This window comes from Nicoletella semolina, from assembly GCF_004345745.1.
Taxonomy (GTDB): Bacteria; Pseudomonadota; Gammaproteobacteria; order Enterobacterales; family Pasteurellaceae; genus Nicoletella; species Nicoletella semolina.
In genome coordinates this window covers 43274-62706 of sequence record NZ_SLXJ01000005.1, presented here as the reverse complement: position 1 = coordinate 62706, position 19433 = coordinate 43274, and the positions used below count along the sequence as shown (strand labels likewise).

Sequence of the window (19433 nt, the reverse complement as noted above, 5' to 3'; positions counted from 1 at the left end):
TTCATAAGACCTCGCCGATACCCCTTTTTAGGTATCGGCTTTTTTATAGTCAAAAAGTTAGTATGGGCGTATTGTACACGCCCTTTACTAAATTTCTCCCTCTCTAATTACTAAGGAAACCCTGAAAAAGAAGAGAATTAGACAGCCATTTTGGCTCGTTGTACTTTCTCGTAGGCTTTCAACAATTTTTGATGTGCGGTTAAATCTTTGAGGAATTCATCAGTTGCTTGCAAGCCATAAAAAGGATTTCCGCCTTGTAAAGCCTCCCAAACTACATTTACAGTATTATTTCCGTACATTTTATTGAATACCCCACGATACTCAGTAGGAGAACGATCTGTATCTAAAAATAATTCTATTGATTGAATTAAACAGCGGTAATAATTATTACGTTCCGAACTAAAAACACTCGCATTCATATTCGCTGTCCAATTTGCCCAATCTAACGCCTCTTCCAAATTACCTAACGCAAGATGCAACATTGATTTTAGCTCGCCAACACGCAAAGTTTGCATTGCCGATCCTTTTTCTGCCACAATCCCTAAAAATTCACGCACACGGGTCAAATCATCAATTCCCTGTTGATCGAGTTCATCAAGCAGTTCTTGATAAGTCTCACGGCCGTAGTGAAAATGGGGTAAATCAAGCAAGATTTCTCGCCAATCCATACCTGCATTGTTATTTGCATAAATTAAGTCATCTGCTGGGTAAATATTTGACATTTTGGGGGCTAAAATACGGCACGCATACACGCCTAAATGCTCATAATCCATAATATATACAGGTTGCTGACGCTTATCAAAAATTTGCATTAAATTGGCAAACTCTTGTTCTGTTGTGCCTGAAAAATCCCAATGAACAAAAGGATAATCTGCTGTCTGTTTGAAAAGATCCCACGAAATCAGACCGCTTGAATCAATAAAATGGGTTTCCAAATTCGCATTATCTGCCACATCATCATTATTAAATGACGGTGGAGCAAACACATCTAAGTCTTTCAAACTACGCCCTTGTAACAACTCTGTTACGGTTCGTTCAAACGCAACTTGAAAGTTAGGGTGAGCACCAAAGGAAGCAAAACAAGTGCCATTATTCGGATTCAATAAAATCACACAAATAACAGGAAATTCGCCGCCAAGTGAAGCATCATAACAGAGGATTGGAAAACCCTCTTGCTCTAGCGTCTCAATAGAAGCCTTAATGGTTGGATAACTCTCAATCACATTTTGAGGAATTTCAGGTAGGCTGATCGCTTCAGTGATAATACGATTTTTCACAAAACGCTCAAAAATTTCGGATAATCCTTGAACTCGAGCTTCATGTTTTGTATTACCTGCGGACATACCATTTGAAACAAATAAGTTACCGATAATGCTTTGCGGAATATAAACCGTTTGATTATCTGATTGACGCACATACGGCAAGGCGACAATGCCACGCTCATAGTTACCTGATTGCATATCCACCAATAATTCAGGCGTAAGTTCTCTGTTAGGATCAAAATATTCCCATAAAAAATCGTCCATCATTCCTGCTGGCGGAGTTGTTTCATCTTCAATCGCAAACCATTTCTCATTTGGATAATGCACAAAATCACTGTTTGCAAATGTCTTCCCGAGGTAAAAATCTGCCCAAAAATAGTTAGTCGAGAGACGTTCAAAATATTCCCCCAATGCCGAAGCAAGTGCGGCTTTTTTCGTTGCTCCTTTACCGTTTGAAAAACATTGTGGACAATCTGCATCACGAATGTGTACAGACCAAACGTTTGGAACAGGATTTAACCACGATGCTTCTTCAATATTAAAACCTAAAGCGGTCAATTTTTGCTGAAAATTTGCAATACTTTCCTCAAGTGCAGCGTCTTTTCCGAGAATAAATGTTTGACTCATTAAATTGTCTCATTGTAAATAAAAATTCAAGGGCAGAGAGTAACAAAATTGCCTTTAAATCTCAATGTCTTACTGCCATCTACCACCATTTTCTACATCTCCTGTAACTTTTTCTTACATTTTGATAGCCTAATGCTAAAATTCTTTCCATAGATGGATAAAGGAGAAAAATTAATGAATTGTGCAGAACTATTGGTCAATGTTACGCCAAGTGAAACCCGTGTTGCATTAATAGAAAGTGGCGTATTAAAAGAAATGCACATTGAACGAGAAGCTAAGCGTGGTATTGTCGGAAATATTTATAAAGGAAAAGTCACTCGTGTATTACCTGGTATGCAATCTGCTTTTGTCGATATTGGGCTAGAAAAAGCGGCTTTCTTACACGCATCAGATATTGTTTCTCATACAGAATGTGTTGATGAAAATGAAAAAAAACAATTTATCGTTAAAAAAATCAGTGAACTAGTGCGAGAAGGGCAAGATATTGTGGTACAAGTGGTTAAAGATCCGCTTGGGACAAAAGGTGCTCGCCTCACTACAGATATCACTTTGCCATCTCGCTATTTAGTGTTTATGCCAGAAAATAGCCACGTTGGTGTTTCGCAACGTATAGAAAGCGAAACTGAGCGTGAACGATTAAAAACATTGGTTGAACCACTTTGCGATGAGTTAGGCGGCTTCATTGTACGCACAGCAGCTGAAGATGTCAGCGAAGATAGCCTGATACAAGATGCCACTTTCCTAAAACGTTTATGGCGAAAAGTATTGGAAAGAAAAGGAAAATACCCTGTTAAATCAATGCTTTATGGCGAATTAGCTTTAGCTCAAAGAGTATTGCGAGATTTTGTTGGCACACAGATTCAATCTATTCAGATCGACTCACATATTACCTACGAACAAGTGAAAGAGTTTCTCAGCGAATTTATGCCCGAATTAACCGAAAATGTCTCTCTTTACAGCGGTACACTGCCATTATTTGATGTTTATCGAGTCGAAGATGGTATTCAAAAAGCGTTAGGCAAACGAGTAGATTTAAAATCTGGCGGCTATTTAATCATAGAACAAACAGAAGCAATGACGACAATAGATGTTAATACAGGTGCATTTGTTGGTCATCGCAATTTAGCTCACACTATTTTTAACACCAACATTGAAGCAACTCAATCCATTGCTCATCAATTACAACTCCGTAATTTAGGCGGAATTATCATCATTGATTTCATTGATATGCAAGAAAACGAACATCGTAAGAGGGTATTAGAATCGCTGACACTGGCGTTAAAATCTGATCGAGCAAGAACCAACGTCAATGGCTTTACACAACTAGGCTTGGTTGAAATGACACGCAAACGCACACGAGAAAGTCTCGAAAGAGTACTTTGTGATGATTGCCAGTCCTGTAAAGGGCGTGGCACAATCAAGTCTGTTGAGACCGTATGCTATGAAATTTTACGAGAAATTGTGCGTGTTCATCACCTCTATCACGCTGAAAAATATGTTGTTTATGCCGCCAGAGATGTTGCCGAATATCTGATTAATGAAGAATCTCACGCATTACTCGCAGAACTAGAGGTCTTTATTGGTAAAAAAGTCGAAATCAAAATTGAACCTTACTATCATCAAGATCAATTTGACGTAGTAATGATGTAATCATCATTGGATATTCGTCCAAAAAAACATTTTAGCAATAAATTTGTTGCAAAATATCAAGGGGGGCTTAGAATGCCCCTATCTTTAAATCAATTTAAAGATAACAATAATTTGGAGCAATCCAACCGCTTTTTTACTCATTCTGGGAGAAAACTTAAATGAAAAAATGGGCTGTGGCTTTAACATCAGGTATGGTAATGTTAAGTGCAAACGCAATGGCAAACGATACTGTTCACCTTTATACTTGGACAGAATATGTGCCTGAAGGTTTGTTAGAAGACTTTACAAAGCAAACTGGTATCAAGGTTGTGGTTTCAACGCTTGAATCAAATGAAACAATGTACGCAAAACTCAAGATTCAAGGTAAAGACGGTGGTTATGATGTCATTGCACCAACAAACTATTTTGTTGCAAAAATGGCTCGTGAAGGAATGTTAATGGAACTCGATCACAGCAAATTACCTGTGATCGCAGATTTGAATAAAGATTGGTTAAACAAAGCCTACGATAAAGGTAACAAATATTCTTTACCACAATTGTTAGGTGCACCTGGTATTGCTTATAACACAGATACCTATAAAGGTGAACAATTCACCAGTTGGGCAGACTTATGGAAGCCAGAATTCAAAGGTAAAGTACAGCTTTTAGATGATGCTCGTGAGGTGTTTAATATTGCACTACTTAAACTTGGACAAGATCCAAATACGAAAGATCCTAGCATTATTAAAGCAGCGTATGAGGAACTGTTGAAATTACGTCCAAATGTCTTATCATTCAACTCCGATAACCCAGCAAGCTCATTTATTTCAGGAGAGGTAGAATTGGGGCAACTGTGGAACGGCTCTGTGCGTATTGCGAAAAAAGAACAAGCTGCTATTGATATGGTCTTTCCCAAAGAAGGTCCAGTATTATGGGTAGATAATTTAGCTATTCCATCAAATGCAAAAAATCCTGATGGAGCACATAAATTGATTAACTATTTATTAAGTGCACCAGTCGCAGAAAAACTAGCATTAGAAATTGGTTATCCAACCTCTAACATTAAAGCATTGGAACGACTTCCTAAAGAAATTACCGAAGATCCAGCTATTTACCCAACATCTGAAATTCTACAAAAAAGCCATTGGCAAGATGATGTTGATGAAGCGATTGAGTTATATGAAAAATATTATCAAGAATTAAAAGCTGCAAAATAGCTATTTAGTTCCACCTCACACATCTACTGTGTGAGGTGTTTTCATCATCAATTAAATATTAATCTACAAGCGGTCTGTTTTTCTTAAAATTGGCAAGCGTTTACCTGATCAATAAGCCTCTTTCCTACTTTTATTTCGATGAAAATAAACTACCATTCCTGCCAATTTTACCACACTGCTCTTTGACAAAGGTTGAAATTTTTTTAAACTCGTTGATAATAGCTACCTAAATAGTATTAGAACAATCTCTCTTTTGTCTGAACAATCATATTGATGCGGTTTAGACTTCAGTTTATGAGGACAAATTATGCAACAAATACCAATGACTGTGCGAGGTGCAGAACAATTACGTCAAGAACTCGAATTCTTGAAAAATACTCGCCGACCAGAAATCATCAAAGCCATTGCCGAAGCTCGTGAACACGGTGATTTAAAAGAAAATGCCGAATATCACGCAGCAAGAGAGCAACAAGGTTTTTGTGAAGGTCGTATTCAAGAAATCGAAGCAAAGTTAAGTAACGCTCAAATTATTGATGTTACTACCATAACGAATAATGGAAAGGTAATTTTTGGTGCAACGGTTACCTTAATCAACACGGAGACAGACGAAGAAGCAACCTACCGTATCGTAGGAGACGATGAAGCCAATATCAAAGAAGGATTAATTTCAGTCAATTCCCCAATTGCTCGAGGCTTAATTGGTAAAGAAATTGACGACATCGCACAAATCACAACACCTGGCGGTGTAGTAGAATTTGATATTATTTCAGTCGAATACCTTTAACTCCTCGTCACCATAAAATAAAATCTCCCATCACTAAACCAAGGGAGATTTTATTTTAACTAGCTTACCTAAACTCTTGAGATTCAATAAATTGCTGATACAAATTTTCAGGCGGCGGAGGCATCTGCAAATAAAACCCTTGCTCCTGAATTGCTCTGATAACCTCTTGATTTCCCACTCGTTGCAATTGCTTTTCACCAACTAAATTAAATAACATCACTAATTCAGGTTTGCCAAACTGCTGTAAAAGAGCTTCTGGCACGACTGAAAATTCGTCTCTCTTTTCAATGTAAAGATACATTTCTGATTTTTTAGGGCTTTTATAAATTGCACACAACATTAATATTCGTCCTCATAAGCTGCACCAGTATAATTATCAAAACGAGAGTATTGCCCTTGGAAAGTAAGCCGTACACGCCCAATTGGACCATTACGCTGCTTACCAATAATAATCTCAGCAATACCTTTTAAATCCGAATTGTCATTATAAACTTCATCACGATAAATAAACATAATCAAATCCGCATCTTGCTCAATAGAGCCTGACTCACGCAAATCCGAGTTCACTGGACGTTTATCCGCTCGCTGCTCTAAACTACGATTTAATTGTGATAATGCAACCACAGGCACTTGCAATTCTTTTGCTAACGCTTTAAGTGAACGAGAAATTTCAGCAATCTCTAAATTACGATTTTCTGAGAACCCTGGGGCTCGCATTAACTGCAAATAATCGACCATAATCAAACTTAAGCCACCATTATCACGATAAACACGACGAGCTCGAGAACGTAATTCTGTGGGCGTTAAACCTGAACTATCATCAATATAAATATTCTTTCGCTCTTGTAAAATCGCCATTGTACTCGACATTTTTGACCAGTCCTCGTCATCGTGTACCTGACCTGTACGAATTTTAGTCTGCTCAACCCGAGAAAGAGAAGCCAACATACGCATCATAATTTGATCCGCTGGCATTTCTAAACTAAAGATCAAAACAGGTTTATTGGGCTTTTTCACTACATTGCCCTGCTCATCAATCTCTTCAATATTCAGCAGAGACGCATTTTCACACAAATTCATTGCAAAAGTTGTTTTTCCCATTGAAGGACGAGCAGCAACAATAATCAAATCAGAAGGTTGCAATCCTGCTGTTTTTCGATCTAAATCTAAGAAACCTGTTGAAACGCCTGTAACTCCGCCATTATTTTTAGAGCGAGATAAAATCTCAATACGATTGAGGGTTTCCATCAAAATATCATCAATTTTTTTCGGTCCTTGATCGCTTGATGTGCGTTTTTCAGCAATATGAAATACCGAACGTTCCGCCTCATCAAGTACATCTTTAACCGACATACCCTTTGGGTGATAACTAATTTCGGCAATTTTATTCCCTGCAGAAATCAACTCTCGCCGAATAGCACGCTCACTGACAATATCTGCATAAGCTAAAATGTTTGCTGCACTTGGCGTATTTTTCGAAAGCTCTGCCAAATAAGCAAAACCCCCGACGTCCTCCAAAACCCCCTTATTTTTTAGAACCTGATCAAGCGTAATAATATCAATCGGCTGATTAACTCGAGCCAACTCAACCATTTGCTCAAAAATAAGGCGATGTGCATAATTATAAAAATCCCCTGCCTGCACACGCTCTGCAACATTATCCCAATGTTCATTATTAAGCATAATGCCCCCCAATACCGCTTGCTCAGCCTCAATGGAGTGGGGAGACACATTAATTTGCTTAACTTGTTTATCTTTAGATAATTTACTAGATTCCGCCATAAAAGCCCCAAAAACAATAAAATATGTGTCAGTTTAAAGTAAAAATAACAAAAGCTTAAGAAGCTATTGCTATTAAGCTACATTCAAATTTCTATAAAGCAAAAAATTGATAGCTATCACCAGTTTAAAGATCAGCCGCCCAATTCCTCAATTGCTACCAAACATTTCTGTTTTCGGTATTCAGTTTCAGTAATTTCTTGCAGGTAACGTGCTTTTTGTACTGGCTCTGTTGCTCTATAATGCTGTTCAACTAACCAGCTTAATTTTTCATTCAATGCTCGCAATGCTTTACGGTATTCCCATAGTCGCTTTGCAGGTGGTAATGTGTGAATATTTTTGGAGAAACTAAACGAGGTTCGAAATGAATTTGGCAACTTTGCTTCTACTGCCAAATGACTAAGTGCATTTTGTAGTGTTGAAAATTGGCATAATAATTTGGTTGCATAAATTTGTGCATATTCGGTATGCTGCTGAGTAGATAGTTTTTTTGCAGTTTGGCGAATCTCTGCAACAAATTGCTCTACCGTTGCACTTCTTTGTTTAAAATAGGGCGATTGCAATGCAATAACTTCATTTTTTTTATTAAGTAATGTGGCTAGTTGTTGTTCAATCTGCTGTAAAAATAACATAATTGGATTAACTTAACAGGGTTTTTATTATAGTAAGTTAAACTGGGATTATCAAAATCTGTTTAGGTTCAAAAAACAGATAAAAAATAGAATAAATTTGTAAATTTGTGAAGTAGATCACAAAATCAATGTAAATTTACATTGCTATCAACTCCATTTAGCATTAATCAAATAAATGCTTATTTTTCAATAATCTAAACATAAAATGTTGATATTTTACTCATCTTTTATTTATTGCTAAATATCAATAAAAATCATATCACTGTAATAAGTGATTGATTTTAAGCAAAAATAATATTTAACCTTCTTACTTGACATAAAATAACAATTCTGACAGTATTGGCACGCAGTCAGCATTATTGTATCTTTATGTAAAGATAGTGTTGGAAATTGGAGAATTGCCTTTATACCTTAACGAAGGTGATTTTTAATTTAACTACAATAACTTAAGGTGAGTATTATGAAAAAAACACTTGTTGCACTAGCAGTAACAGCATTCGCAGCTTCAGCTTCAGCAGTAACGCTTTATGAAAAAGATGGTACTGAGGTTAAATTCGACGGTTCAGTACGTTTACTTTTATCAAAATCTTCTGAAACTGAAGGTAGAAAAACAACAGACAAGCATTCAACCTTAAAAAATGATGGTTCGCGTGTTGGTGTTAGCGTTAATCAAAAATTAGATAATGGTCTTTACGCATTGGCTCGTGCAGAATTACGTTTAAATAACGCTGCAAATGATGCACACGGCTTTGGTGGCGTTAAAGCACATCGTGCCTACGTAGGATTGGGCAAGAAAGAGTTAGGTCAAGTAACTTTTGGTAATCAAGTTACTGCCGCTGATGGTGTAGGACAGGCAAGTTTTGCTAATGCTTTTGGCGTTGATTCAAGTGCATTAACCACATCAGGTGCATCAGTTTTACGCTATGAATATAAAGGTGTTGAAGGCTTAAAATTAGGTGCAAGCTATAGTTTTGCAGCTGACCGTACTAAAAATGAAGTTACTGTAGGTAAAGTTCAAAATGGTTATGCACTTGGTGGAAGTTATGAGTTTGACGGTTTCACCGTTGCGGCAGGTTATAGCAGAGACAACTTCAAAACTGGTCAATTTAAAGAAAAGGAAGATGGTGTTGAAAAGGCATATGTAACAGGTAAAAAATATTACAAAGAAGGCTTCCAAGTTGGTTTAGCAAAAGAGATTGATAAGTTAACATTAGCATTTAATACTGGTACACAAGTGGTAGTTGGTAAAAATGGTAACAGTAAAGAAACTCTTGTTTTCCTTACTCCAAGCGTGAAATTAGCAGTAACTGATAAAGTTAGTGTATATGCTGATTATGATTACTCTCGTAAGACAGAAAAAGGTAGCTTAGACAAAACTAAAACCCACGGTGTGGCAGTTGGATCAAGCTACAAATTACATAAAAATGTCTTTACCTTTGTTGAGGGATCTCTATCAAGAGAAAAAACAGGTCAACAAGATAAGAAAATTGCTAGAAACATCGGTGCTGGTGTGCGTGTAAGCTGGTAATTAATTTAATTACATAACCCTGATTTGCACTTCAATTTCTAATTAATTGAAGTGCAATTTTTTATACCTCAATACCTCAATACCTCAATTTTTGAATATAAGTAATCATATCTCTTTTTAGTCTAAAAATTTCCCTATGTGCCAACTTAATTAAGTTAGAAAACTAAAATAGTTACTAACCATTTTAGCGAAAATGGTCTAAGATATTAAGTACTTCTCATTTTTATGTTTTATTCAGATAAGCGGTTAATTTTTCTCAATATTTTGCAAACAAAAAAGACCCGTAAAACGGGTCTTTTTTGTTGATAACAATTAAAGCAATGATGGTGCGGCACTGAGTAGGGTCTTGGTGTATTCCTTCGTTGGATTATCGAATACCTCAGCAGCATCGCCTTGCTCAACAATTAAACCACCATTCATTACTACGATGCGGTCAGAGACTTGACGTACCGTTTGTAAGTCGTGGGAAATAAATACCATTGCAAGGTTGAGTTCTTTCTTTAAATCGGCTAATAAATTAAGAACTTGTGCTCGCACAGACACATCAAGTGCAGAGGTTGGTTCATCAGCCACAATAAGTTTTGGACTCAATGCTAATGCTCGTGCAATGGCCACACGCTGTTTCTGACCACCAGATAAACGACTCGGTTCAACCAGTGCAGCGGAACGAGGTAATCCTACTCGGGACAGTAATTCATACACTCGTTTCTCTCTCTCGTGTGGTTCAAGCACATTATGGATATCCATTGGATCTTTTAAAATATCCAACACTCGCATTCTTGGGTTTAACGCCGTAGAAGGATCTTGGAAAATCACGGAAACTTGGCGACCAAACTGCTTACGAGCTTCTGTACTGCCATATTTCATCTGTAAGCCATTGAATTTCACTAAACCTGATGTCGGCTGTTGTAACCCAATAATGACATTTGCTAGGGTTGATTTACCGCAACCTGACTGTCCAACCAAGCCAACCGTTTCGCCTGCACTCACGGTTAAACTTACTCCGCCCACCGCAGTAAATTTTTTCGGATTAAAAATTGAACCATCACGAGAGGGAAATTGTACAACAATATCTTCCAATTCAATAATTGGCTGTTCTTTTAAAGGTTTCATACTCATTGTTTATTTCTCCAAATGTGAAGCCCAAAGATGGTTAGGGTGGTCGCCTACTGGTACTAGTTTTAAACGCTTACTTGCATCAGCATCTGGTCGTAATGAACGACTTGCAAAACGGTCGCCTTTAGCAAAATCAAATGGTGAAGGTACGCTACCTGGAATTTGATATAGGCGTTTTGCTCGGCATTCTGTCGAAAGCACTGAGCCGAGTAGTCCACGGGTATATTCGTGTGTTGGATTCATTAATAACGGACTTGTTGGAGCTGCTTCCACAACTTGCCCTGCATACATTACGGTAATATGGTGAGCGATTTGAGCAACCAATGCTAAATCGTGGCTAACAAAGACCATTGCGAACCCAAGTTTTTCACGCAATTCATTCAGTAGATTAATCACTTCAGCTTGAACTGTTACGTCTAATGCTGTCGTTGGTTCATCAGCAATTAATAACTTCGGCTCTCTTGCTAAAGCCATTGCGATTAATACACGCTGACGCTGTCCACCAGATAATTCGTGAGGGTAACGGTTTAATGTTTTTGATGGATCAAGTTTTACCCATTCAAGTAATGTCTCCGCACTCTGTTTTCCACCTCGACTAATTAATTGAGCCATTTGGTCTTTAATTCGCATTGATGGATTTAATGCACTTAACGCATCTTGATAAATCATTGAAATTTCGTGTCCACGCAATTCATTTAATCTATCTGTTTTTAATAAATCATACTGGTTACCGGCTCTGTCGGTAAATAGAATTTCACCTGTGATTTTTGCTGTTTTAGGCAATAATCCCATAATTGAGAATGCTGAAATAGATTTACCACACCCAGACTCCCCAACCAAGCCCATTGTCTCGCCTTCGTGTACAGTAAAACTAATATTATCTACCAATGGAGTCTCTCCATAGCGATTTGGAAAACGGATAGAGAGGTTTTTTACCTGTAAAATAGCTTTTGTTTCCGAGTTAAGCTGCATACGGTCTGTACGGCTAGACTCCTTTTCATTTAGTTTTAACAGGTAACGTTTCAGGGCCAAACTTTCTGCCATCGCTTCTTGAACATCAGTTGAAAGTGGTTTTGAGACATCTTCTTTTGCTGCTGTCGGATTGCGTTTTAGTTTTGGGTTTACTAATGCATCAGTTAAACCTTCTGCCAAAATATTTAATGCCAATACCGTCAATAAAATACAAATCCCTGCGAAAGTTGTTGCCCACCAAAATCCACCTAATACTAGATTTCGTCCTTCGGACAAAATATTCCCCCAAGATGGGAATGGTGGTGGTACGCCTGCACCAAGGAAAGAAAGCGAGGCTTCAAATACGATCGCATCAGCCACCATAACTGTCGCAAAAACAAGCACAGGGGCTGCAGTATTACGCACAACGTGTTTTAATAAGATATAAGTGCGACTTCCACCAATAACTCGCTCTGCTCGAACATAATCTTCTTCCCACTGAGAAACAACATTTGCACGCACCACACGAGCTAATTGAGGGGTATAAACAATCGCAATAGTCAAGACGATAACAAAGACTGTATTACCAAAGGTTGCAAGTAACACAGCAGCAAGTGCAATTGCAGGGAACGCCATTAAGATGTCCATTAGACGCATAATCACTTCATTACCGAGACGTTGTGCTGTCGCTGCTGTTGCTCCAATGATGCTACCAAGCACAATTGCAAGCCCTACTGCACCAAGCCCAATAAATATTGATGTCCTTGCTCCCCATATAATACGAGAAAAAATATCACGCCCTAGACGATCCGTACCAAATAAAAATTCATTACTCGGTGCTTGTACTGGTCGGATAGTTTGCAGAGGATCATAAGTAGCTATCCAAGGTGCAAATATCGCAATTGTTGCAATAAACAGTAGAAAAATTAAGGCGATTTTAGAACTCATTGGTAATGCTCTAAATCTTGCACCGCCTGAAGCAAGTCGTTGAGCTAATCCTTGGCGAAACATTACAGACTCCGAATTTTTGGATTGATTAGAACATACAGAATATCAACAATAATATTCACTAAAACAAAGGTGAATGCAATCGTGATGACTACGCCTTGTACGAGATTTAAGTCGTGGTTAACAATCCCATTGAAGATAAGCTTACCCATTCCAGGTAAATCAAAAATTTGTTCAATAACGACCGCTCCGCCTAGCAAATAACCGACACGCAATCCTAATACCGTAACAGGCGTGATTAACGCATTACGCAATACGTTATGGCGAATAACCGTTGAATAAGGCACCCCATTACCAATCGCTGTACGCACATAATCTTTATCCATTTCTTCTACCATTGTAGTACGCACAACACGAATCAAAGAAGCACAAACGGGTACTGCCAATGCCAGTGATGGTAAAATCATTGAACGAAAATATTCAGAAGGATCTTCACTAAACGGAATAAAGCCCCCCGATGGCAGCCAATCTAATTCCAATGAAAAATATTGAATAAGTAAGATACCCAACCAGAAAGAAGGTGTTGCAACCGCTGCAACCGAGATAAAGCGAATAACCTGGTCAACCCAACGATCACGGTAAAGTGCCGCAGTAACCCCCAAAGAAAAAGAAACCACCGCTGCAAAAACGATTCCGATAAAGGTCAATTGTAATGTCAATGGAAATGCTTTTGCAATCATATCTAAAATAGGTTGGGCTGGCGGAGACGTTACGCCAAAATCAAACACTAATAAATTACCAATAAAGCGAACATATTGTACAACTAGAGGGTCGTTTAAACCTCGTTCTTGGCGATAAAGCTCTTTTGCTGCTTCACTTGCACTTTCTCCCAAAGCAACTGTAGCAGGATCGCCTGGTGTAAATTGCATCACAATAAAAACCAATGCAGTTACACCTAGTAGCATTATTGGCAATGCCATTAAACGGCGTAAAAGCAGACGAAGTATGATATCCATTTTATTCTCCGACTATAAAATTTGAATAAGAATTAGAAGCGGTTAATTTAAGTAAAATATTTACAAAATTCGCTTAAATTTCAACAAGAAACAAAACAAGAGGCTTTTCAGCCTCCTGAGTAGACTTAATAATTATTTGCGTCCAACGCCAAGGAAAGATAATCCTGTTGTTGGTAATGGTTGGAAACCAGTTAATTCTTTTTCATTCCAAGATGCAAGTAATTTACGGTGCAAAATCGGATAAAGTGGAACGTGTTCAGAAATAATATCAAAAATTTCTTTCCACGCTTTTCTCGCTTCATCGTGTACTTTTGCTTTGATTGCAATATCTAAAAGCTCTTGAACACGTTTATACTCTGGTGTATTTGACCAGCGATAGCGATTTTTCGGCCATACATCACCACGATGCCACCAGCTTAATAAGAGATCTAAATCGTTACCAAATACTGATGGATCACCTGGGGCGATAACCACCTCAAACGCACCCTTATCAACGTGTCCGCCGTATAATGCACCAGATTGTAAATGTTTAAGACTCACACTCACACCTGATAATGCATTCCACGACTCAAGAATAAGTGGAGCACACTCTTTCACCCATTGGTGATCCGTTGCAAGTAATTCAAATTTCAGCTCTTTCACGCCAGCTTCTTTAAGCAGGGCTTCAGCTTTCGCTTTATCAAAATTATATTGTGTACCTGCTTCCATATAGTCTGCGTGCGTTTTTTGTACATAAGAAGTTGCTGCTTCTGCGTTACCAAAGAACACCACATCAATTAATTTCTGCTTATCTAACGCATAGTGGAATGCTTGGCGTACTTTTGGATTATTAAACGGTGCTTTTTCACAGTTAAACATTAAGAATAATTGTACGAAAGATTGTACAGAACCTACAGTATTGCGACGTTTTAATCTTTCTGCATCAAGATAAGGTACATTTTCAATTGCTTGTACACGCCCTGATTCTTGAGCCGTTACACGAGCAGCATCATCAGAAAGCAAGAACCACGTCATTTTTTCAACTTTAGCAGGATATTTACCGTTATAGGCTTTATTGGCTTCAAAAACGATACGGTCATCTTTTACCGCAGAAACGAATTTATATGGACCTGTTCCCACAGGGTTTGCATCAAATGATTGCTGACCTTTCTCTTCAATTAACGCTTTCGGTACAATTTTTACAATGCTTAAACGTTGTTTGAATAACGCAAATGGGTATTTCAGTTTGAACTCAACTACTTTGTCATCTACTGCTTTCACAGAATCAATAAATGGAATAAATTGAGCAAATAGAGACGCTTTTTCTGGATCTAACACTCGTTCAAAAGAGTAAACAACATCTTCAGTCGTTACAGGCTTACCGTGGTGGAAAACGGCTCCATCACGCAATGCCACACGCCAAGTAACATCGTCAATTTGCTCTGGCTCTTTTTCTGCCAATGCTAAATACATTTCACGAGTTGCTGGGTGTAGCTCAACTAGCCCTTCAAAAATATGTAAATTCGAAGCAAGTGAAGAAGCACCACTTGAAGTAAGCGGATCAAATCCCGTTGAAATTGGGTAAGCAATCCCTGCTTCAATTGAGCTACCAGCAACTGGTGCAGCTAATGCTTCGGAAGAAAACGTTCCTAACGCACCGCTGAATGCAAAACCTGCACTCACACCTGCCATTAATTTCATAAAACCACGGCGTGATTCATTAAGTTCAAAATGATTAGCCATAACAGACTCCTTTAACAGTGTTGTGTTTCAAACGATTTAAGCTCAGAAAAGCATTTCTGAACAATCTCTGTTTTCAATCTTAATTTTGAAGTGTTTTTATCAAAATTAAAATCAAAAATGGATTAAAAACATCATATCACTAACTTAGTATGTGTCAATGAATTGATAAAACGATAATTAAGATTTGTGATCTACATCACGAAATTGATTTTTTAGATAAAAAAATAGAGGGTTTAACCCTCTAATTGATAGCCAATATCTTCCAATGATGGATTTTCAGCAGCACAACGAGCCAATTCATCACAAATCTCATTTTCACGATGTCCCGAATGTCCCTTCACCCAACACCACTCAAGTTGATGTGAAGAAATGACCTTATCCAGTGCGAGCCATAAGTCTTTATTTTTAACAGGCTTTTTATTACTCGTCTGCCAATTATTTTTTTTCCAGTTAAAAATCCACTGCCCAATCCCTTTTTTCATATACTGGCTATCACTGTAAAGCTTTACCTGACAAGGCTCTTTCAATTGCGAGAGAGCGGTAATGACTGCTTGTAGCTCCATTCGATTGTTGGTCGTCAAACGATAACCTTGGCTTAAGGTTTTTTCTTGTCCTTTGTAACGTAACAAAATTCCAATCCCTCCCTTCCCTGGATTACCAAGACAAGATCCATCAGTGAAAATTTCAACCTGTTTCATTTCTATACCTCAAAATAAGCAAGCGGTCTATTTCAAGACTATTTTTGCAATATCACATTGCCACTGACCTTATTACATCACAATAGTTTTATTTTGATAAACAAAAACACGTTCTGCAAATACCCATTCTAATGCTCGGCTTAATACTGTTTTTTCAACATCGCGCCCAGCTTTCATCATTAGATCAGCAGTATAAGTATGATCAACATTAATGACATTCTGAACAATAATTGGCCCCTGATCTAACTCATTATTAATAAAATGCGCGGTTGCCCCAATAATTTTCACCCCTCTTTCATAAGCCTGTTGATAAGGTTTTGCACCAATGAAAGCAGGTAAAAATGAATGATGTATATTAATTACACGGTTTGGATAACGCTCAACAAAGGCTGGATTTAACACTCGCATATATTTTGCTAATACAATATAATCTGGTGCATATTCATCAATTTTTTCACTTAATAATTTATCGTGTTCTACACGAGTTAATCCCTCGTGACTGACTAAATGAAAAGGAATATCAAAGCGTTCAGTTAAGTTTCTTAATTTATCGTGATTACCAATGACGGCTGCAATTTCAACATCAAGACCACCATAATAAGTTTTCATTAAAATATCCCCTAAGCAATGGGCTTCCTTTGTAACCAAAATCACAATACGCTTACGTTTATGAGGCACTAATCTATAGTTTGAGCCACTTGGCAAAGTAAATGCCAAATCCGCAAGTAAGGTCTGATCATTAAATATACCTTGTAGCTCAGTTCGCATAAAGAATCGACGTGTATCACTGTCTACAAACTCATTATTTTGAATAATATTCAATTGGTGTTTATAACAAATATTCGTAATTTTTGCGACAAGTCCTTTATCATCTGGACATTCTGTTAATAAAATCTTATTTTCAATCATTGAGTAATCCTTGCGTTCAAAATACAAAAAGAGAATCTATCAAAAACAGATTCTCTTCACAATATGGAGAATAGAATAGAAAAATTAAATTTCAAATTCTGCCAACGATTTCCCTTCATCTAAAGCACGCTGAATCGTAAGTGGCATTCTTCCCTGACCAGTCCACGTTTTATATTGTCCTTTATCATTAACATATTTATATCTTGCAGGATTCACTTGGCGATTATCACGTTTTTTGCCTTCCCCTTTAGCAGAGCCACTAAACAAACTTGCTAACTCTTCTAAAGAAATACCATCTTCATCAAGTAATGCTTTAAATTTCTTTAAGCTTTCAAGACGTCTTAAATTCTCTGCTTCTTGTATTTTAGCAGCCTCACGCTTTTCCTCTACCACTGCAGTAATTTTATTGAGTAGCTCTTCCATTTGCTCAAGCGTTGATTCACGAGCAATCACTCGTAAGCTGCGAATATTAGAGAGGGTTCTTAATACTTCAGACATTATTATTTCTCCTATAATTAAAAATATGTGTCCTTAGATAAATAAAGATTGACTGAATGTTACCTTAATATTTTTTCAAGGTAAACCATTTCTAAGTAAGCGACAGAAATAAATTGTTTTTATTTTTATTAATCTCCTTTTATTCTTATCATCTTAATCAATAAACTTTCGTTCTTCACTCTTGGCAAAATCAATTTCTTAATGTAACCTATCGTAATCCTACAACTTGTAGAGGTGCAGATACAATAAGTACTCTTGCTGAGTGGAAAACGAGGACGTAAGAAGAAAGGTGTATTTGCCGAAATCAGTTAAGCGTCATCTTAATTGGTTGGGGTCGCTTCCGAAAGGAGCGGCACTGTCATAGCAAATGCTATGGAGTGCTACTGTTAGGTTTAAACCATTTCTTTTTTATTACCTTTCGTTAATTTGCATTAATGTAAATGAATTCATAATGTAAATTAATTCAGTATCACTCTTTCTTTGTTTGACATTTTTTTAAACTAAAACAATCTAAGAGGTTTTATGAGTCTTATAGACTATTCAAATTCAGCGTGGTCGCTATTACCCGCATTACTTGCTCTACTACTCGCAATTTCTACACGTCGTGTTATCTTTTCATTAAGTGTTGGCATTATTGTCGGTGCATTAATGATTAATAATGGAGAGATTGTTAATAGTTTCACCCATTTAAAAAATAATGTACTTTCATTAATTTATAATGAGGAAGGTATAAATGCCAATAATGTTAATATTATTCTATTCTTAGTTTTACTTGGTATTCTTACTGCCCTACTAAGTGTTTCTGGTAGCAATCAAGCATTTGCAAATTGGGCGCAACAACATATTAAAGGAAGGAGAGGAGCCAAATTAATGGCAGCAGGTTTAGTTTTCTTTACCTTTATTGATGACTATTTTCATAGCCTTGCAGTAGGTGCAATTGCTCGTCCTGTTACCGATAGATTTAAAGTCTCTCGAGCAAAACTAGCTTATATTCTTGACTCAACTGCTGCACCAATGTGCGTATTAATGCCAATCTCCAGCTGGGGGGCCTACATTATCACGCTTATCGCAGGATTACTAGCCACTTATGGGATTACCCATTATTCACCACTTGGTGCATTTATTGAGATGAGTGCAATGAACTTCTATGCAATCTTCTCAATAATGATGGTGTTCATCGTCGCTTATTTTTCATTTGATTTAGGCTCAATGGTAGCATTTGAACAGCAAGCATCGAAGTCATCAATTCAAGAAACCACCGAACAAAACAGTGATCATTCTACTGGTAGTGTGCGTAATCTTATTTTGCCAATCGTTACTTTGATTGTTGCGACCATTGCAATGATGATGTATACGGGCTATCAAGCATTAAATGCTGATGGAAAACCATTTAGCGTACTAGGGGCATTTGAAAATACAACTGTTGGTATTTCACTTGTTGTAGGTGGTATCAGTGCATTAGTTGTTGCCACCATTTGTATCCTAGTCAGTCGATTAATTGACGTAAGAAGCTACTTTCAATCCTATACTATTGGGGCTAAATCAATGCTCGGTGCAATCACAATTTTATTCTTTGCTTGGACAATCAATGCAATTGTCAGTGATATGCAAACGGGAAAATATCTCTCAACATTAGTTGCAGACAGCATCAATCCTGCTTTCTTGCCTGTTATTCTCTTTATTTTAGGGGCTGGAATGGCATTCTCAACAGGTACAAGCTGGGGAACATTTGGTATTATGCTACCCATCGCAGCAGTAATGGCTGCCAATGCCGATCCTGCATTACTATTACCCTGTCTATCCGCTGTGATGGCAGGTGCCGTTTGTGGCGATCATTGCTCTCCTATCTCAGATACTACCATTTTATCTTCGACAGGAGCACAGTGTAATCATATGGATCACGTTACTTCTCAGCTACCCTATGCAATCACCGTTGCTGCAGCTTCAGCAATAGGCTACCTTGTCTTGGGCTTTACACAATCTGCACTGTTTGGTTTCTCAGCAACAGCTATAACATTAACTCTTTTAATCTTTATTTTCAGAAAAAGAAATCACTGATTTCACCCAATCTAAACAATCAGGGCACCAACGTAGTGGTGTCCTGCTAATATCTTGCT

General features: G+C 37.6%; 16 protein-coding genes and 1 riboswitch. Of the genes, 5 read left to right on the top strand and 11 right to left on the bottom strand.

Annotated features, from left to right (window positions below; all coding sequences use genetic code 11):
- Nucleotides 1–137: 137 nt before the first annotated feature.
- Nucleotides 138–1889 carry a 30S ribosomal protein S12 methylthiotransferase accessory factor YcaO gene (ycaO, locus tag EV693_RS04475; RefSeq protein WP_132501189.1) on the bottom strand — a complete coding sequence of 584 codons (1752 nt, stop codon included), beginning with the start codon at nt 1887–1889 and terminating at the stop codon, nt 138–140.
- A 174-nt stretch (nt 1890–2063) separates the two neighbouring features.
- On the opposite strand from ycaO, the gene rng reads away from it, so the two are divergent.
- The 3 genes from rng (at nt 2064) to greA (ending at nt 5519) form a co-directional block, all read left to right on the top strand.
- Complete coding sequence (rng, locus tag EV693_RS04470; RefSeq protein ID WP_132501188.1) at nt 2064–3539, top strand: ribonuclease G; 1476 nt, start codon at nt 2064–2066, stop codon at nt 3537–3539.
- A gap of 158 nt (nt 3540–3697) precedes the next feature.
- A complete protein-coding gene (locus tag EV693_RS04465; protein WP_132501187.1) occupies nt 3698–4735 on the top strand; it encodes an extracellular solute-binding protein in 1038 nt (345 codons plus the stop codon).
- A 307-nt stretch (nt 4736–5042) separates the two neighbouring features.
- The gene (gene greA, locus EV693_RS04460) at nt 5043–5519 is read left to right on the top strand and encodes a transcription elongation factor GreA (protein ID WP_132501186.1); all 477 of its coding nucleotides are present in this window, start codon (nt 5043–5045) and stop codon (nt 5517–5519) included.
- 64 nt (nt 5520–5583) lie between these two features.
- Here greA and EV693_RS04455 read toward each other — a convergent pair whose 3' ends face one another.
- The 3 genes from EV693_RS04455 to priC form a co-directional block, all read right to left on the bottom strand.
- Nucleotides 5584–5859: a YcgL domain-containing protein gene (locus tag EV693_RS04455; RefSeq protein WP_132501185.1), complete on the bottom strand. Its 276-nt coding sequence runs from the start codon at nt 5857–5859 to the stop codon at nt 5584–5586.
- Nucleotides 5859–7301 carry a replicative DNA helicase gene (locus EV693_RS04450; RefSeq protein ID WP_132501184.1) on the bottom strand — a complete coding sequence of 481 codons (1443 nt, stop codon included), beginning with the start codon at nt 7299–7301 and terminating at the stop codon, nt 5859–5861. Before EV693_RS04450 ends, EV693_RS04455 begins: the two co-directional genes overlap by 1 nt.
- Nucleotides 7302–7432: 131 nt before the next feature.
- Nucleotides 7433–7930 (bottom strand): primosomal replication protein PriC, encoded by a 498-nt coding sequence (priC, locus tag EV693_RS04445; protein WP_132501183.1) that lies wholly within the window; start codon nt 7928–7930, stop codon nt 7433–7435.
- Nucleotides 7931–8390: 460 nt separating this feature from the next.
- Between priC and EV693_RS04440 the strand changes: the two genes are divergently transcribed.
- On the top strand, nt 8391–9458 hold the full coding sequence (locus EV693_RS04440) for a porin (protein ID WP_132501182.1): 1068 nt from the start codon (nt 8391–8393) through the stop codon (nt 9456–9458).
- A gap of 312 nt (nt 9459–9770) precedes the next feature.
- On the opposite strand, the gene EV693_RS04435 is transcribed toward EV693_RS04440, so the two are convergent.
- The 7 genes from EV693_RS04435 to EV693_RS04405 all read right to left on the bottom strand — a co-directional run bounded on the left by EV693_RS04435 (nt 9771) and on the right by EV693_RS04405 (nt 17316).
- Nucleotides 9771–10577 carry an ABC transporter ATP-binding protein gene (locus EV693_RS04435; RefSeq protein WP_132501181.1) on the bottom strand — a complete coding sequence of 269 codons (807 nt, stop codon included), beginning with the start codon at nt 10575–10577 and terminating at the stop codon, nt 9771–9773.
- A 3-nt stretch (nt 10578–10580) separates the two neighbouring features.
- Entirely contained in the window at nt 10581–12536 is a 1956-nt protein-coding gene (locus EV693_RS04430) for a dipeptide/oligopeptide/nickel ABC transporter permease/ATP-binding protein (protein WP_132501180.1), read from the bottom strand.
- Nucleotides 12536–13489, bottom strand: coding sequence for an ABC transporter permease (locus tag EV693_RS04425; protein WP_132501179.1), 954 nt, complete (start codon nt 13487–13489; stop codon nt 12536–12538). The genes EV693_RS04430 and EV693_RS04425 overlap by 1 nt, the downstream gene beginning before the upstream one ends.
- 132 nt (nt 13490–13621) lie before the next feature.
- Nucleotides 13622–15211: an ABC transporter substrate-binding protein gene (locus tag EV693_RS04420; protein ID WP_132501178.1), complete on the bottom strand. Its 1590-nt coding sequence runs from the start codon at nt 15209–15211 to the stop codon at nt 13622–13624.
- Between the two features lie 233 nt (nt 15212–15444).
- Nucleotides 15445–15909 (bottom strand): ribonuclease HI, encoded by a 465-nt coding sequence (gene rnhA / locus EV693_RS04415; RefSeq protein WP_132501177.1) that lies wholly within the window; start codon nt 15907–15909, stop codon nt 15445–15447.
- A gap of 72 nt (nt 15910–15981) precedes the next feature.
- Nucleotides 15982–16818 (bottom strand): formyltetrahydrofolate deformylase, encoded by an 837-nt coding sequence (gene purU / locus EV693_RS04410; protein ID WP_132501176.1) that lies wholly within the window; start codon nt 16816–16818, stop codon nt 15982–15984.
- Nucleotides 16819–16902: 84 nt separating this feature from the next.
- Complete coding sequence (locus EV693_RS04405) at nt 16903–17316, bottom strand: H-NS family histone-like protein (RefSeq protein WP_132501175.1); 414 nt, start codon at nt 17314–17316, stop codon at nt 16903–16905.
- Nucleotides 17317–17537: 221 nt separating this feature from the next.
- Nucleotides 17538–17707: riboswitch (Lysine riboswitch) on the top strand.
- 131 nt (nt 17708–17838) lie between these two features.
- Between EV693_RS04405 and EV693_RS04400 the strand changes: the two genes are divergently transcribed.
- Nucleotides 17839–19374 carry a Na+/H+ antiporter NhaC family protein gene (locus EV693_RS04400; RefSeq protein WP_132501174.1) on the top strand — a complete coding sequence of 512 codons (1536 nt, stop codon included), beginning with the start codon at nt 17839–17841 and terminating at the stop codon, nt 19372–19374.
- The last annotated feature ends 59 nt before the right edge of the window (nt 19375–19433 follow it).

Excerpts from the sequence above, each read along its gene's own strand:
- ycaO (WP_132501189.1), bottom strand. The coding sequence starts at position 1,889 with ATGAGTCAAACATTTATTCTCGGAAAAGACGCTGCACTTGAGGAAAGT.
- rng (WP_132501188.1), top strand. The coding sequence starts at position 2,064 with ATGAATTGTGCAGAACTATTGGTCAATGTTACGCCAAGTGAAACCCGT.
- EV693_RS04465 (WP_132501187.1), top strand. The coding sequence starts at position 3,698 with ATGAAAAAATGGGCTGTGGCTTTAACATCAGGTATGGTAATGTTAAGT.
- greA (WP_132501186.1), top strand. The coding sequence starts at position 5,043 with ATGCAACAAATACCAATGACTGTGCGAGGTGCAGAACAATTACGTCAA.
- EV693_RS04455 (WP_132501185.1), bottom strand. The coding sequence starts at position 5,859 with ATGTTGTGTGCAATTTATAAAAGCCCTAAAAAATCAGAAATGTATCTT.
- EV693_RS04450 (WP_132501184.1), bottom strand. The coding sequence starts at position 7,301 with ATGGCGGAATCTAGTAAATTATCTAAAGATAAACAAGTTAAGCAAATT.
- priC (WP_132501183.1), bottom strand. The coding sequence starts at position 7,930 with ATGTTATTTTTACAGCAGATTGAACAACAACTAGCCACATTACTTAAT.
- EV693_RS04440 (WP_132501182.1), top strand. The coding sequence starts at position 8,391 with ATGAAAAAAACACTTGTTGCACTAGCAGTAACAGCATTCGCAGCTTCA.
- EV693_RS04435 (WP_132501181.1), bottom strand. The coding sequence starts at position 10,577 with ATGAGTATGAAACCTTTAAAAGAACAGCCAATTATTGAATTGGAAGAT.
- EV693_RS04430 (WP_132501180.1), bottom strand. The coding sequence starts at position 12,536 with ATGTTTCGCCAAGGATTAGCTCAACGACTTGCTTCAGGCGGTGCAAGA.
- EV693_RS04425 (WP_132501179.1), bottom strand. The coding sequence starts at position 13,489 with ATGGATATCATACTTCGTCTGCTTTTACGCCGTTTAATGGCATTGCCA.
- EV693_RS04420 (WP_132501178.1), bottom strand. The coding sequence starts at position 15,211 with ATGGCTAATCATTTTGAACTTAATGAATCACGCCGTGGTTTTATGAAA.
- rnhA (WP_132501177.1), bottom strand. The coding sequence starts at position 15,909 with ATGAAACAGGTTGAAATTTTCACTGATGGATCTTGTCTTGGTAATCCA.
- purU (WP_132501176.1), bottom strand. The coding sequence starts at position 16,818 with ATGATTGAAAATAAGATTTTATTAACAGAATGTCCAGATGATAAAGGA.
- EV693_RS04405 (WP_132501175.1), bottom strand. The coding sequence starts at position 17,316 with ATGTCTGAAGTATTAAGAACCCTCTCTAATATTCGCAGCTTACGAGTG.
- EV693_RS04400 (WP_132501174.1), top strand. The coding sequence starts at position 17,839 with ATGAGTCTTATAGACTATTCAAATTCAGCGTGGTCGCTATTACCCGCA.